The organism is Actinomadura nitritigenes (genome assembly GCF_017573545.1).
In the GTDB taxonomy this organism is placed as follows: Bacteria; Actinomycetota; Actinomycetes; order Streptosporangiales; family Streptosporangiaceae; genus Spirillospora; species Spirillospora nitritigenes.
This window is the reverse complement of the sequence record NZ_JAGEOK010000015.1, coordinates 198,669-212,889: the sequence shown is the minus strand read 5'-3', so window position 1 is coordinate 212,889 and position 14,221 is coordinate 198,669. Positions and strand designations below refer to the sequence as shown.

Here is a 14,221-nt window from a genome sequence, read left to right as displayed (position 1 = left end):
CCCGCAGGGCCTTGACCGAAAGGGAACACGTTCTTAGAGTTCCACGGCAACGGAGCCTCGAAGAGTTTCGAAATGTTTCGAGCGGATCGTCCTCCGCTCCGGCCGCCCACCCCCCATCCAGGAGACCACCATGGGCATCCCCCACCTGTCGCGCCGCTCGTTCCTGACCGCAGTCTCCGCAGGGGCGGCCGCGGTCACCGCCGCGCCGCTGCTCGCCGCCTGCGGCGACGGCGGCTCCGGTTCGGACGGCAAGGTCACGATCGAATGGATGGACATCGCCACCACCGAGCCGTCCAAGACGCTCTACCCGAAGATCGCCAAGGCGTACGAGGCCGCGCACCCGAACGTCAAGATCAAGCTCACCAACCTGGAGAACGAGGCGTTCAAGTCGAAGATGACGGCGCTCACCGCCTCCGGGAAGGTGCCCGACATCTTCGTGACCTGGGGCGGCGGCGTCCTCAAGCAGCAGATCGACGCCGGCCTCGTCAAGGACCTGACCTCGTCCGCGTCCGGCCTGCTGAACACCATCACCCCGGTGTCGCAGAAGCCGTACCAGTTCGACGGGAAGACCTACGCCGTGCCGTACGACATGGGCATGGTCGGGTTCTGGTACAACAAGCGGCACTTCGACAAGGCCGGCATCAAGGCGCCGCCGAGGACCTGGGCGGAGTTCCTCGACGACGTCCGCAAGCTCAAGGCCGCCGGCGTCACCCCCATCGCGCTCGGCGGCAAGGACAAGTGGCCCGGCATGTACTACTGGGCCTACCTCGCGATGCGCATGGGCGGCATGACCGCGATGCAGCAGGCCGCCAAGACCAACGACTTCACCGGGCCCGCGTTCGTCGGCGCCGGGCGGCATCTCAAGGAACTCGTCGACCTGCAGCCCTTCCAGGCCGGCTTCCAGAACGCCGGATTCGACACGCCCGGCGGCGAGGCGGCCAGCGTCGGCGCGGGCAAGGCCGCCATGGAGCTGATGGGGCAGTGGGCGCCGGCGGTGGAGAAGGACGCCTCCGGCAAGGGGCTCGGCGACGACGAGGGCTGGTTCCCGTTCCCGGCCGTCGACGGCGGGCAGGGCGTCCTGACCGACGTCTTCGGCGGCGGCAACGGCCACGCCCTCGGCAAGGACGCGCCCAAGGAGGCGGTCGACTTCCTCGCCTTCCTCGTCAACACCGAGAACGAGCACGAGCTCGTCTCCTCCGGCGCCTTCATGCCGGTCGTGAAGGGCGCCGAGAGCGCGCTGGCCGACCCCGGCCGCAAGCAGGTCGCCGAGGCGCTCGGCGCCTCCACCGGATTCCAGCTGTACCTCGACCAGGCGTTCCCGCCCGCCGTCGGGCAGCAGGTCAACGACAGCGTCGCCGCGCTCATCGGCGGTAAGGCGACGCCCGAGCAGGTCGCCCAGCAGGTGACCAAGGCGGCCAAGAGCCAATGACGGAACCGCTGACGCTGCCCGCCGCGACCGGCGACCGGCGGCGCGCCGCCCGGGCCCCGCGCGCGCGGGGCTCCCGGGCGCCGCTCGGCCGGCGGCTGCGCGACTGGGCGTCCGCCACCTGGTTCCTGGTGCCGGCCCTGCTGCTGTTCTTCCTGTTCGTCCTGATCCCGATCGCCGTCGCCCTCTACACGAGCCTCTTCAAGTGGGGCGGCTTCGGCCGCCCGGAGGACTTCGTCGGGCTGGACAACTACCGCAAGCTGTCCGGCGACCCGGTCTTCCGCGGCGACCTGTGGCGCGGCCTGCTGATCGTCGTGCTGTCGCTGGTCGTCCAGCTGCCGATCGCGCTCGGCACCGCCGTACTGCTGAACCAGCGGATGCGGGGCCGCGCGGTGTACCGGGCGGTCTTCTTCGCGCCCTACATCCTGTCCGAGGTGATCGCCGGCGTGCTGTTCGGCATCATCTTCCTGCCCGGCAGCGGGCTCGCCGACGAGCTGGTCGGCGGCCTTCCGCTGGTCGGCGGCCTCGCCGGAAAGTGGTTCTCCGATCCCGGCACCGCGCTGCCCACCCTGTTCGCCGTCATGACCTGGAAGTACTTCGGCTTCCACATGATGATCTACCTCGCCGGGCTGCAGGGCGTCCCGGCGGAGGTGCTGGAGGCGGCCGCCATCGACGGGGCCGGGCCGTGGCGCCGGTTCCGCTCGGTCACGCTGCCGCTGCTCGCGCCGACCCTGCGGATCAGCGTGTTCCTGTCCGTCATCGGCTCCATCCAGCTGTTCGACCTGGTGTGGGTCACCACGACGGGCGGGCCGACCAACTCCACGGAGACGATGGCCGTCACCATGTTCCAGTTCGGCTTCAAGCGCTACCAGATGGGCTACGCGAGCGCGATCAGCGTGGCGATGTTCCTCATCAGCATGGTCTTCTCCCTGCTGTACCAGCGCTACGCGCTGCGCCGCGACCTGCAGGGCGCGGTCACCTCGGCGGGAGGCGGGCGATGAGGGCGGCCGCCGTCCGGGGCGCGTCCCGCCACGTGCTGGTGTGGGTGCTCGGCTCCTTCGTCGTCGTCCCGCTCCTGTACGCCGTCGTGTCCGGGTTCAAGACCACCGGCGACCTCACCACGGACCCCGCCGGGCTCCCGCACCCGTGGAAGGTGTCGAACTACACCGGCATCCTGTCCTCGGACACCTTCTGGCGGCAGATCGGCAACAGCGTGCTGATCGCGGTCGCCACCACGCTGATCACCGTGGCGGCCGCCGCCCTGGCGGCGTTCGCGTTCGCCCGCTACGCCTTCCGCGGCCGCGAGTTCTTCTTCACGCTGTTCGCGGCCGGCCTGATGTTCCCGCCCGCGGTGGCGGTGCTGCCGCTGTTCGTCCTGCTGCGCTCGTTCGGGCTGCTCGACAACCCGCTGGGGGTGATCCTGCCGCAGGCCGCGTTCGCGCTGCCGATGACGCTCATCATCCTGCGCTCCTTCTTCCGGACGATCCCCGCCGAGCTGGAGGAGGCCGCCGTCATGGACGGCTGCGGCCGGTTCGGGTTCTTCTGGCGGATCCTGCTGCCGATGGCGCGGCCCGCGCTCGGCACCGTGTCCGTCCTCGCCATCGTGACGAGCTGGAACAACTTCCTCCTGCCGCTGCTCGTGCTGGGGGACCAGAAATGGCAGACGATCCCCGTCGGCATCCAGCAGTTCCAGGGGCAGTACGCGACGAACTACGCGCTCGTCATCGCCTACATCGTGCTGGCGATGATCCCCGCCATCGCGTTCTACTCCGTCGCCGAGCGCCAGCTGATCGGCGGCCTGACCGCCGGCGCGACCAAGGGATGACGGCGCGCCCCCCGGCGCCGCGGCACGCTCGGCCCGCGAACGCTCAGCCCGCGAACGCGAACAGCGCCTTGGCGAACAGGTCGGGATCGTCCGCCATCGCCATGTGCCCCTGCCCGGGCAGCTCGACGACCTCGGCGCCGGGAACGATCCGGGCCAGCGCGTCGGCCGTCGGCCGCTGGTACGCAGGGCCGGCCGTCCCGACCAGCAGCTGCACGGGCACGTTCAAGCCCGCGAACCGGGCGCAGTCCTCGATCCGCGGCACGCTCTCGCTCTCCCGGGCGAGCGGCGGCGCGTTGTCCAGGCAGGCGGCCCAGAACCGGCGGGCCCCGCGCAGCACGTCGACCTGCCGCTGCGACAGGCCCATCAGGTCGCGGAACACCGTCGCGAGGAGCCGGTCGTGGTCGCGCGCGTCCGCGAGCTCGCGGAGCCGCGCCAGCATCGCGGGGGAGGCGACCTCCCGCCAGGGCGTCGTGATCGGCGGTTCGTAGAGCGCAAGCCGCCCGATCGCGCCGGTCGCCGCGGCCGCGTGCAGGGAGCACAGCGCGCCGTAGGAGTGGCCGACGAGGAGCACGCCGCCTCCGGCCGCCTCGGCGACCGCCGCGATGTCCTCGCCCTCGCGCTCGATCGCGTACGGGCCGCCCTCCCGGGCGCTGAGGCCGCGGCCCCGGCGGTCCAGCGCGTGGACGGTGAACCGCTCGGCGAGCCTCGGGAGCACCGGCGCCCAGCACCGGCGGTCGACGGCCGCGCCGTGCACGAGGACCAGCGGCGGGCCCGAGCCCCGCGTCTCGTAGCCGACGATCGTCCCGTCGGCGGACTCGGCGAACCCGGTCTCGGTCACGCGGGGAGCGTACCGGCCCAGGTCGCGAACCGGTATGCGAACATATGTTCGTGTCCCGCGCCGCCACGATCCTGCACGCCGACCTGGACGCGTTCTACGCGTCGGTCGAGCAGCGCGACGACCCGGCGCTGCGCGGGCGGCCGGTGATCGTGGGCGGGGGCGTGGTGCTGGCGGCCAGCTACGAGGCGAAGGCGCACGGCGTCCGCACCGCGATGAGCGGCGGGCAGGCGCGCCGGCTGTGCCCGGGCGCCGTGGTCGTCCGGCCCCGGATGGACGCCTACGCCGAGGCGAGCAAGGCGGTGTTCGCGCTGTTCCGCGCGACGACGCCCCTCGTCGAGGGCCTGTCGATCGACGAGGCGTTCCTCGACGTGGACGGCCTGCGCCGGATCTCCGGGACGCCCGCCGGCATCGCGGCGGGGCTGCGGCGCCGGGTGGCCGAGGAGGTCGGGCTGCCGATCACCGTCGGCGTGGCGCGCACGAAGTTCCTGGCGAAGGTGGCCAGCGGCGTCGCGAAGCCCGACGGGCTGCTCGTCGTCCCGCCGGACGGCGAGCTGGAGTTCCTGCGCCCGCTGCCGGTGCGGCGGCTCTGGGGCGTGGGCCCGGCGACCGCCGCCAAGCTCGCGGCCTACGGCGTCGTCACGGTCGGCGACGTCGCCGACATGCCGGAGGCGACGCTGGTCTCCCTGCTCGGCCCCGGCGCCGGCCGGCACCTGCACGCGCTGGCCCGCAACCGGGACCCGCGGCACGTCCGCACCGGGGTGCGGCGCCGGTCGATGGGCGCCCAGCGCGCGCTCGGGCGCCGGCGGCGGCCGCCCGAGGAACTGGACGCCATCCTCGTCGGCCTCGTCGACCGGCTCGCGGGCCGGCTGCGCGGCGCGCACCGGGTGTGTCGGACGGTCACGCTGCGGCTGCGGTTCGGCGACTACGCGCGCGCCTCCCGCTCGCACACGCTGCCGCAGGCCACGGCCGAGACGTCCGTCCTGCTGGACGCGGCGCGCCGGCTGCTCGGCGGCGCCGCCCCGCTCGTCGCCGAGCGCGGGCTGACGCTGATCGGGGTGTCGCTGGGCTCGCTGCACGACGACCGGACCGTCCAGCTCGCGCTGCCGTTCGACGCGGGCGAGGCCGCGGACGCCGCCGTCGACGGGGTCCGCGGCCGGTTCGGGTCGTCCGCGATCACCCGTGCGGTGCTGCTCGGCCGCGACCCGGGCATCGCGGTGCCGACGCTGCCCGACGAGCCACCGGGCTAGCGGGCGTCGGCGGCGTGGTCGCGGGCCCGCTCGGCGAACGTGCGCGCCGGTCCCGGGTACCGCGTCGTGCCGTACACGGCGGTGCCGGGCAGCGCGTCCGCCCGGGACTTCAGAGGCTCCGCGGCACCTGAGCCGGGCGCGGCACCTCGATCCGGCGCGCCGCGGCCAGGGCCGCCAGGCGCCCGATCGCGGGGACCTCCAGCGGCAGCAGCGAGGGGCGCGGGTGGACGCGGCGGCGCCGGCCGCGCTCGACGGCCCGCACGACCGCCCGCGCGGCGGACTCGGGGGAGACCGGCGGGAGCGTGCGCACCGGCCGGCCGCGCCAGGGCAGCAGGCCGACGTCGCGGGCGTCGGTGTCGGTGGCGCCCGGCACGTACTCCAGGACGGTGACGCCGGTGCCGCGCAGCTCGTTGCGCAGCGTGCGGGTGGCGTGCGCGAGCGCGGCCTTCGCCGAGCCGTAGTGGCCGAGCATCGGGACCGGCAGCGCCTGCAGCGTGGACGTGACGTTGACGATCGCGCCGCCGCCGCGCATGCCGGGCAGCAGCTCGCGGGCCAGCGCGAGCGGCGACCAGAAGTTCGTCTCGAACAGCGCCCGCGCGCCGTCGCCGTCGCCGAGCTCGCCCTGGGGCGCGACGAGACCCGCGCCGGCGTTGCTGACCAGGACCCGCACGCCGCCCAGCGCCTCCACCGCCGCGCCGGCCAGCTCGGCGGCGGCGCCCGGACGCGACAGGTCGGCCTCGACGACGTGCGGGCGCGTCCCGCCGCGGGCCGCGACCAGGTCGGCCACCTCCTCCAGCGCGTCCCGCCGGCGCGCCGCGATGGCCAGCCGCGCGCCGCGCGCGGCCAGTGCGAACGCCAGGGCGCGGCCGATCCCGCTGGACGCGCCGGTGAGCAGGACCGGCGCGTCCGCCAGCTCGATCCGGGCCATCATCGCCTCCCGATATTGACTGATTATCAATCAGTTTCGGAGGCTAGACTGGTCCGCGACCGCACGTCAATCCGAGGGAGCCGCCGATGGCCCGGCCCGACCGCCGGCAGATGCTGATCGACGCCGCCGCCGAGCTGTTCGCCGACCGCGCCTACGACGAGGTCACCACGACCGAGATAGCGCGGCGGGCGGGCGTCGCCTACGGGCTGATCGCGCACCACTTCGGCAACAAGCGCGGCCTGTACCTCGCGACGATCCGCGCCGCCGCCGACCGGCTGCGGGTCGTCCACGAGGCGGAGCCCGGGGGGGCGGCGCCGGGGGAGCGGCTGCGCGACGCCCTCGACCGGCACATCGCCTTCATGGAGGACAACGCCGCCGGGTTCCTGGCGGTGACGCGCGGCGGCAACGGCTCCGACCCGGAGGTCCGCGCGATCGTGGAGGACCTGCGCTGGCAGGGCGCGCGACGGCTGCTGGACGCGCTCGGCGCCGCCGGTCCCGCCCGTCCCGTCCTGCGCACCGCGATGCGCGGCTGGGTCGGCTACCTGGACGAGGTCGTCATCGACCACCTGCGGCACCGCGACGTCCCGCGCGACCGGCTGGCGGCCCTCGCGGCGGGGACGCTGGCGGGCGCCCTGCGCGCGGCGCGCGCGGCCGACCCGGACATCGGCCTCGACGCCGAGCTGATCGACCTGCTCGACGCCTGACGCCGGCGGGCCGGACGCGGTGCGTCCCCGTGCGAGCACGGCGCGTCCCGTGAGACGATCGTCTTCCCCCGGACGAAGCGGAGAATGCCATGGCCGAGGAGAGGTGGTCCCCCGCGGGCGTCGACCTGACGACCCCCAACACCGCGCGGATCTACGACTACCTGCTCGGCGGCAAGGACAACTACGCCGCCGACCGCGAGGTGGCCGAGCAGCTGCTGACCGTCATCCCCGAGGCGCGCGCGGCGGCCAGGGCGAACCACGCCTTCATCGGGCGCGCGGTCCGGCACCTCGCCCGGCAGGGCGTGCGGCAGTTCATCGACGTCGGCAGCAAGCTTCCTGCGGCCGGCAACGTGCACGAGGTCGCGGCCGCCGTCGCCCCGGACGCGACCGTCGTGTTCGCCGACGGCGACCCGGTCGTGCTGGTGCACGCGCGGGCGCTGCTCGCCGGCACGGAGCGGACGGCGGCCGTGCACTGCGACCTCGCGCGTCCCGAGACGCTCCCGGACGATCCGGACGTCCGCGAGCACATCGACTTCACCGAGCCGGTGGCGATCGTGCTCGACCGCGTCCTGCACTTCATCGGCGACGCCGCCGACGCCCGGCGGTCCGTCCGGCGGCTGCACGACGCCCTCCCGCCCGGCGGCCACCTGGTGTTCACGCACATCACCCAGGACCCGCAGCCGGAGTCCAGCGGCGACGTGGGGGAGGTGTTCAAGCCGACCAGCGGGCACTTCTGGGGCCGCACCCGCGCCGAGATCGAGTCGATCGTCGAGCCCTTCGACCTGCTCGAACCCGGCCTCACCTACACCCCGCTGTGGCGGCCCGACCCCGGCGGCGAGGACGTGCGGCACGCCGAGCGGACGTTCACCCTCGCCGGCGTCGGCCGCCGCACCTGACCCCGAGGCACCTGGCCGAGGCACCCGGCCGCCGCACCCGGACGGGTCAGGCGGCGAACGCGGGGGACGGAAGGCCCTGCGCCGCGTCCGGGACGACGAACAGGGACCCGGCGTGGGAGTCGTCCTTCGGGGCGCCCACGGTCGCCGTCGTGATGTAGAGGTCGCGGAGGTCCGGGCCGCCGAACGCGCAGGCGGTGGTCTGGGCGGCGGGCACCTCGACGGTGCGGTCGAGGGCGCCGCCGGGGGTGTAGCAGAGGACGCGGCCGCCGCCCCACAGCGCCACCCAGAGCCGCCCCTCGGCGTCGACGGTCAGCCCGTCCGGCAGCCCCGGGACGGAGACGAACGGGCGGCGGCCGGTGGCGCCCTCCTCGGGATGGAAGTCGAAGACGTCGATGCGGCGCGTGGGCGTGTCCACGTAGTACATCAGGCGTCCGTCGGGGCTCCAGGCGATCCCGTTGCTGACCGTCACGTCGTCCAGCACCATGGCCGTCCCGCCGTCGGGGCGGACGCGGCGCAGCCGGCCGCCTCCCGGCGCCTCGTCGTAGCGCATGGTCCCGGCCCAGAGCGCGCCGTCCGGGCCGACGGCGGCGTCGTTGCCGCGGCAGCCGGGGACGGGGTGCTCGGCGAGCCAGCGGAACGCCCCGTCGGGATCGTAGAGCCCGACGCCGTCGCGGAGGTTGACGACCAGCCCGCCGCCCGCCCGGGGCCTGGCCGCGCCGACGTGCTGCGCCGTGTGGCGGACGGTGTCGGCACCGGTGGCCGGGTCATAGGCGTGCACCTCGTTGCCGAGGATGTCGACCCAGAGCAGCACGCCGCCGGCGGCGTGCCAGTTGGGCCCCTCGCCGAGCCGCACGCGGGAGGGCAGGGCGATCTCGATGCGGTGTTCCATGGGGATCCTCGGTCGCTCCGGACGGGCGGGAGCGGGCACCGGCGCGGCGCCGGCCGGGTGCCCGCTCCCGGCCGGGTCAGGACGTGGAGAAGGAGTAGACGCTGGTGGAGTCGTAGGTCTGGCCGGGCCGCAGCGTGGTGCTCGGGAACTGCGGCTTGTTGGGCGAGTCGGGGAAGTGCTGGGTCTCCATGGCGAACCCGTCGCCCTGCCGGTACATCGTCCCGCCGGTGCCGACCAGCCGGCCGTCGAGGAAGTTGCCGGAGTAGAACTGGAGGCCGGGCTGGTCGGTGCGGATCTCCATCACCCGGCCGGTGGTCGGCTCGGTGACGCGGGCGGCGAGCTTCATGCCGGTGCCGTCGAGCACGAAGTTGTGGTCGTAGCCGCGCCCGTACACCATCTGCTGGTCGCCCTGGCGGACGCGTTCGCCGATGGTGTGCGGGCGGGTGAAGTCCAGCGGCGTGCCGTGCACCGTGGCCAGCTGCCCGGTCGGGATGAGGGTGGAGTCGACCGGCGTGTAGCGGGACGCGTTGATCTGCACCTTGTGGCCGTAGACCTCGCCGGATCCCTCACCGGCCAGGTTGAAGTAGGTGTGGTTGGTCAGGTTGACGACCGTCGGCTTGTCGGTGGTGGCCTGGTAGCGGATGCGCAGGTCGTTCCCGCGGGTGACGGTGTAGGTGACGGTGGTGCGGAGGGTGCCGGGGTAGCCCTCCTCGCCGTCGGGGCTGACGTACGACAGCCGGAGCGACACCGTGTCGCCGCCCTTGACCGGCTGCGCCGTCCACACCCGCTTGTCGAAGCCGGTCGTGCCGCCGTGCAGGCTGTTCTCCCCGTCGTTGGCGGGGACCTTGTAGGTCTTGCCGTCCAGGGTGAACTGGGCGCCGCCGATCCGGTTGCCGTAGCGTCCGATCAGCGCCCCGAAGTAGGGGTTCGCGTCCTTGTAGGTGTCGCTGAGGTAGCCGTCCAGCGTGCGGAACCCGAGCGCGACGTCGCCGGAGCGGCCGTGCCGGTCGGGGACGTCGAGGGACTGGACGATGCCGCCGTAGGTGAGGATGCGGACCTTCATCCCGTGGCCGCTGCCGAGCGTGTACCGGTCGATCTTCGTGCCGTCCGGCAGCGCGCCGAACGGCTCCTTGGCGATGGTGGGCCCGGACGCCGCGGCCGTGGCCGGGACGGTCAGCAGGCCGCCGGCGAGCAGGCCGGCGGCGATCAGGGCGCCGGTGGCCAGCGGGACGGTGAGGGGTGGGACGCGCTTCATCGGTGTTCCTCTCGCTTGGGGGGAGGGAGGAGACGGACTGGCGTGTTCTGGTTGGGGACAGGGACCTTTCTGGTGGAAGAGGGGGGCCGCGGGGTCGTACGGACGGATCGGCGGCGGCGGGCGCCGGCCGGGTCAGCGCAGCAGCGGGGAGCCGGACCGCCGCTTGGTCCACACGTCGAACGCGACGGCCGCGAGCAGGACCAGGCCCTTGACCAGCATCACCCGCTCGCTCGGCGCGCCCATCAGGGACATCCCGTTGTTGATCACACCCATGATCAGGCCGCCGGTGATCGCGCCGACCACCTTGCCGACGCCGCCCTGCACCGCCGCGCCGCCGATGAACGCCGCGGCGATCGCGTCCAGCTCGAAGGTGTTGCCCGCGGTGGGGCCCGCCTGGTTGAGCCGCCCGGCGAAGATGACCCCGGCCAGCGCCGACAGCACGCCCATGTTGACGAACAGCCAGAACACCACCGACTTGGCCCGCACCCCGGACAGCACGGCCGCCTGCAGGTTGCCGCCGACGGCGTACACATGGCGGCCGAACACCGACCGGCTCGTGAGCAGCGAGTACGCCAGCACCAGCACCGCCAGGAGCACCAGCACCCACGGCAGGTTGTGGAACCGGGCCAGCTGCACGGTCACCGCCATGATCAGCGCGCCCGCCGCGACGATCTTCAGCAGGAACACCGGCACCGGGTCGACGGTCTGCCCGTAGCCGAGCCGCGTCGCGCGGGTGCGCCACCGGGAGACCGCCAGCCCCGCCACGACCACGATCCCGACCAGCAGGCTGAACAGGTCCGCGCCGCCCAGCGGGCCGAGCCCGACGTTGCCGAGGTAGCCCGAGGTGAACCCGTTCGACAGCGTGCGGACCTGGTCGGGGAACGGGCCGAGGCCCTGGTTGCCGAGCACCGTCATGGTCAGCGCCCGGAACAGCAGCATCCCCGCGAGCGTGACGATGAACGACGGGATGCCGAAGAAGGCCGTCCAGTACCCCTGCCACGCGCCGATCGCGGCGCCCGCCACCAGCGTCAGCAGCAGCGCGACCGGCCACGCGACATGGTGGCTGACCATCAGCCAGGCCGCGATCGCGCCGGTGACGCCGACCAGCGAGCCCACCGACAGGTCGATGTGCCCGGAGATGATGATGAGGATCATCCCGATCGCCAGGATCAGGATGTAGGAGTTCTGCACGATGATGTTGGAGATGTTCTGCGGCTGAAGCAGATCGCCTCCGGTCAGCACCGCGAACAGCACCACGATCAGCGCGAACGCGATGTAGATGCCGCTCTGCCGCACGTTCACGGTCAGCCGCGGCCGGGCGGCGGGTGCCGCCGCGCCGCCGCGCGGCGCGGTCGCGGCCTGCGCGGCGTCGGTCTTCGCGGGCGCGGTACGGCTCATCCGGCCTGCTCCCTTCCCATGGTCATGTAGGACATGAGGCGCTCCTGGGTGGCCTCGGCCCGCGGCACCTCGCCGGTGATCCGGCCGGCCGCCATCGTGTAGATCCGGTCGCACATGCCGAGCAGCTCCGGCAGCTCGGAGGAGATCAGCAGGATCGCCCGGCCCTCGGCGGCGAGCCGGTTGATGATCGTGTAGATCTCGTACTTGGCGCCGACGTCGATGCCGCGGGTCGGCTCGTCCAGGATCAGCACGTCCGGGTCCGTGAAGATCCACTTGGACAGGACGACCTTCTGCTGGTTCCCGCCGCTCAGCTGCCCGGTGGTGGCCAGCACGCTCGGCGCCTTGATGTTCATCCCGCCGCGGAACTCCTCGGCGACCCGGTACTCGTCGTACTCGTTCACCCACCCGGCCCGGGACAGCTTCCCGAGCCGCGCGGCCGACACGTTCCGCCTGATGTCCTGGATGAGGTTGAGCCCGTAGCGCTTGCGGTCCTCGGTGGCGTAGGCGATGCCGTGCCGGATCGCGTCCCGGACGGTGCGCAGCCGGACCGGCTGCCCGTCCTTGTAGACCCTGCCCGAGATGTCGACCCCGTAGGACCGCCCGAACACGCTCATCGCCAGCTCGGTGCGGCCCGCGCCCATCAGCCCGGCGAGCCCCACGATCTCGCCGCGCCGCAGCGTCAGGGCGGCGCCCGACACCACCGCGCGGTCGCGCTGCGCCGGGCTGTGCACCGTCCAGTCCTCGATCCGCAGCGCCTCCTCGCCGATCTCCGGCTCGCGGGGCGGGAAGCGGTGCTCCAGGTCCCGGCCGACCATCCCGGAGATGACGCGGTCCTCGGTGACCCCGCCGCCGGACGGGTCGAGCGTCTCGATCATCCGGCCGTCGCGCAGCACGCTGACGGTGTCGGCGATCGCCAGCACCTCGTTCAGCTTGTGCGAGATGATCACGCAGGTGATGCCGTCGTCGCGGAGCCCGCGCATCAGGTCCAGCAGGTGCGCGGAGTCCGCGTCGTTCAGCGCGGCGGTCGGCTCGTCCAGGATCAGCAGCCGGACCCGCTTGGACAGCGCCTTGGCGATCTCCACCAGCTGCTGCTTGCCGACGCCGAGGTCGGCGATCGGGGTCACCGGGTTCTCCGGCAGCCCGACCCGCTCCAGCAGCAGCCCGGCCTCGTGGTTGGTGCGGTTCCAGTCGACCAGGCCCCGCCCGAGGAACCGGCGCCCCAGGAACCCGCCCGCCGCCCGCTCGTTGCCGAGGAAGATGTTCTCGGCGATCGACAGCTGCGGGCACAGCGCCAGCTCCTGGTGGATGATGACGATCCCGCGCTCCTCGCTGTCGCGGATGCCGGAGAACCGGCACGGCTCGCCGTCGAAGAGGATCTCCCCGTCGTACGAGCCGTGCGGGTAGACCCCGGACAGCACCTTCATCAGCGTGGACTTGCCGGCCCCGTTCTCGCCGCAGATCGCGTGGATCTCGCCGCGGCGCACGGTCAGGTCGACGTCCGCCAGCGCGTTCACGCCGGGGAACGTCTTGGTGATGCCGCGCATCCGCAGGATCTCGTCGCCCCCCGCGGCGCCGGCCGGCCCCGCGCCGGCCGCGCCGGCGCCCTCCGTGAGGGCGCCGGGCGCGTCCGTGCCCGTCGTGTCGGTGGTGTCGTCGGTGGTCACGGCGTCAACCCAGCTGCGCCTGCGTGTAGTAGCCGGACTGCACCAGTTCGGTCTGCACGTTCTCCTTGTTCACGATGACCGGCTGGAGCATCTGGGTCGGCACGACCTTCTTGGTGTTGTTGTAGTCGGTGGTGTTGTTGACCTGCGGCTTCCCGCCCTTGAGGATCGCGTCGGACATCTTCGCCGCCTCGTCGGCGAGCTTGCGGACGTCCTTGAAGATGGTGGAGTACTGCTCGCCGGCCAGGATCGACTTCACCGACGCCCGCTCCGCGTCCTGCCCGGTCACCACCGGGTACGGCTGGCTCGCGGTGCCGTAGCCGTTGCTCTTCAGCGCCGACAGGATGCCGATCGACAGGCCGTCGTACGGCGAGAGCACCCCGTCGACCTTGGCGCCGCCCCGGTAGGTCTTGGTGAGGATGTCCTCCATCCGCTTCTGCGCCGTGGCCGGGTCCCAGCGCAGGATCGCCATGGTCTTGAAGTCGGTCTGGCCGCTCTTGACGACCAGGGTCCCCTTGTCGATGTACGGCTGGAGCACCGACATCGCGCCCTTGTAGAAGAACGGCGCGTTGTTGTCGTCGGGGGAGCCGGCGAACAGCTCGATGTTGAACGGGCCCTTCGCCTTGCCCTCCGACCCGTCCGCGTTCTTGATCTTCAGGCCGGTGAGCAGCGAGGTCGCCTGCTCCACGCCGACCTTGTAGTTGTCGAACGTGACGTAGTAGTCGACGTCCGGGCTGCGCATGATGAGCCGGTCGTAGGAGATCACCGGGATGTGGTTCTGGTGCGCCTCCTGCAGCTGGCTGGTCAGCGCGGTGCCGTCGATGGACGCGACGACCAGCAGCTTGGCGCCCTTGGTGATCTGGTTCTCGATCTGGCTGACCTGCGTCGGGATGTCGTTCTCGGCGTACTGCAGGTCCACCTTGTAGCCGAGCTTCTCCAGGTCGGCCTTCAGGGTGTTGCCGTCGCGGATCCACCGCTCGGACGACTTCGTCGGCATCGTCACGCCGATCAGCGCGCCCTTGGTGTCGCCGGACTTGCCCTTCTTGTCGATGCTCTTCTCGCTGGAGCCGCACGCCGTCATGGCGGTCGCCAGGACCAGCGCGGACAGGACCGTGGTGATGCGCCGGAGTCTCATCTCGTTCTCCTTCGGGGTG

The 14,221-nt window shown here is 72.8% G+C and carries 12 protein-coding genes and 1 pseudogene; 6 read left to right on the top strand and 7 right to left on the bottom strand.

The annotated features are described in order from the left end of the window. Positions 1-130: 130 nt before the first annotated feature. The 3 genes from J4557_RS24485 to J4557_RS24475 are packed head-to-tail and all read left to right on the top strand — an operon-like array spanning position 131 to position 3,251. A complete protein-coding gene (locus J4557_RS24485) occupies positions 131-1,429 on the top strand; it encodes an extracellular solute-binding protein (protein ID WP_208269062.1) in 1,299 nt (432 codons plus the stop codon). Next, positions 1,426-2,427, top strand: coding sequence for a carbohydrate ABC transporter permease (locus tag J4557_RS24480; RefSeq protein ID WP_208269061.1), 1,002 nt, complete (start codon positions 1,426-1,428; stop codon positions 2,425-2,427). The genes J4557_RS24485 and J4557_RS24480 overlap by 4 nt, the downstream gene beginning before the upstream one ends. Further along, positions 2,424-3,251 (top strand): carbohydrate ABC transporter permease, encoded by an 828-nt coding sequence (locus tag J4557_RS24475; RefSeq protein ID WP_208269060.1) that lies wholly within the window; start codon positions 2,424-2,426, stop codon positions 3,249-3,251. The genes J4557_RS24480 and J4557_RS24475 overlap by 4 nt, the downstream gene beginning before the upstream one ends. Positions 3,252-3,294: 43 nt before the next feature. On the opposite strand, the gene J4557_RS24470 is transcribed toward J4557_RS24475, so the two are convergent. Then, positions 3,295-4,089 (bottom strand): alpha/beta fold hydrolase, encoded by a 795-nt coding sequence (locus J4557_RS24470; protein ID WP_208269059.1) that lies wholly within the window; start codon positions 4,087-4,089, stop codon positions 3,295-3,297. 50 nt (positions 4,090-4,139) lie between these two features. Between J4557_RS24470 and dinB the strand changes: the two genes are divergently transcribed. Continuing rightward, entirely contained in the window at positions 4,140-5,336 is a 1,197-nt protein-coding gene (gene dinB / locus J4557_RS24465; protein ID WP_307800170.1) for a DNA polymerase IV, read from the top strand. 109 nt (positions 5,337-5,445) lie between these two features. Here dinB and J4557_RS24460 read toward each other — a convergent pair whose 3' ends face one another. Beyond that, a complete protein-coding gene (locus tag J4557_RS24460) occupies positions 5,446-6,267 on the bottom strand; it encodes an SDR family NAD(P)-dependent oxidoreductase (RefSeq protein ID WP_208269057.1) in 822 nt (273 codons plus the stop codon). Between the two features lie 83 nt (positions 6,268-6,350). Here J4557_RS24460 and J4557_RS24455 point away from each other — a divergent pair, with 83 nt between their 5' ends. Both J4557_RS24455 and J4557_RS24450 read left to right on the top strand, forming a co-directional pair. Further along, positions 6,351-6,968, top strand: coding sequence for a TetR/AcrR family transcriptional regulator (locus tag J4557_RS24455; protein WP_208269056.1), 618 nt, complete (start codon positions 6,351-6,353; stop codon positions 6,966-6,968). Positions 6,969-7,057: 89 nt separating this feature from the next. Continuing rightward, positions 7,058-7,864, top strand: a complete 807-nt coding sequence (locus J4557_RS24450; RefSeq protein ID WP_208269055.1) for an SAM-dependent methyltransferase — start codon at positions 7,058-7,060, stop codon at positions 7,862-7,864. 46 nt (positions 7,865-7,910) lie between these two features. Here J4557_RS24450 and J4557_RS24445 read toward each other — a convergent pair whose 3' ends face one another. From J4557_RS24445 to chvE, 5 genes and pseudogenes are all read right to left on the bottom strand, one after another. Then, complete coding sequence (locus J4557_RS24445) at positions 7,911-8,753, bottom strand: SMP-30/gluconolactonase/LRE family protein (RefSeq protein ID WP_208269054.1); 843 nt, start codon at positions 8,751-8,753, stop codon at positions 7,911-7,913. A 76-nt stretch (positions 8,754-8,829) separates the two neighbouring features. Further along, a complete protein-coding gene (locus J4557_RS24440) occupies positions 8,830-10,008 on the bottom strand; it encodes an aldose epimerase family protein (RefSeq protein WP_208269053.1) in 1,179 nt (392 codons plus the stop codon). 132 nt (positions 10,009-10,140) lie between these two features. Further along, positions 10,141-11,406: a multiple monosaccharide ABC transporter permease gene (gene mmsB, locus J4557_RS24435; RefSeq protein ID WP_208269052.1), complete on the bottom strand. Its 1,266-nt coding sequence runs from the start codon at positions 11,404-11,406 to the stop codon at positions 10,141-10,143. Then, positions 11,403-12,911, bottom strand: a pseudogene (mmsA, locus tag J4557_RS24430) (multiple monosaccharide ABC transporter ATP-binding protein); the annotation flags it as partial. The pseudogene mmsA and the gene mmsB, both read right to left, overlap by 4 nt. 163 nt (positions 12,912-13,074) lie before the next feature. Beyond that, the gene (chvE, locus tag J4557_RS24425) at positions 13,075-14,202 is read right to left on the bottom strand and encodes a multiple monosaccharide ABC transporter substrate-binding protein (protein WP_208269051.1); all 1,128 of its coding nucleotides are present in this window, start codon (positions 14,200-14,202) and stop codon (positions 13,075-13,077) included. Positions 14,203-14,221: the final 19 nt, after the last annotated feature.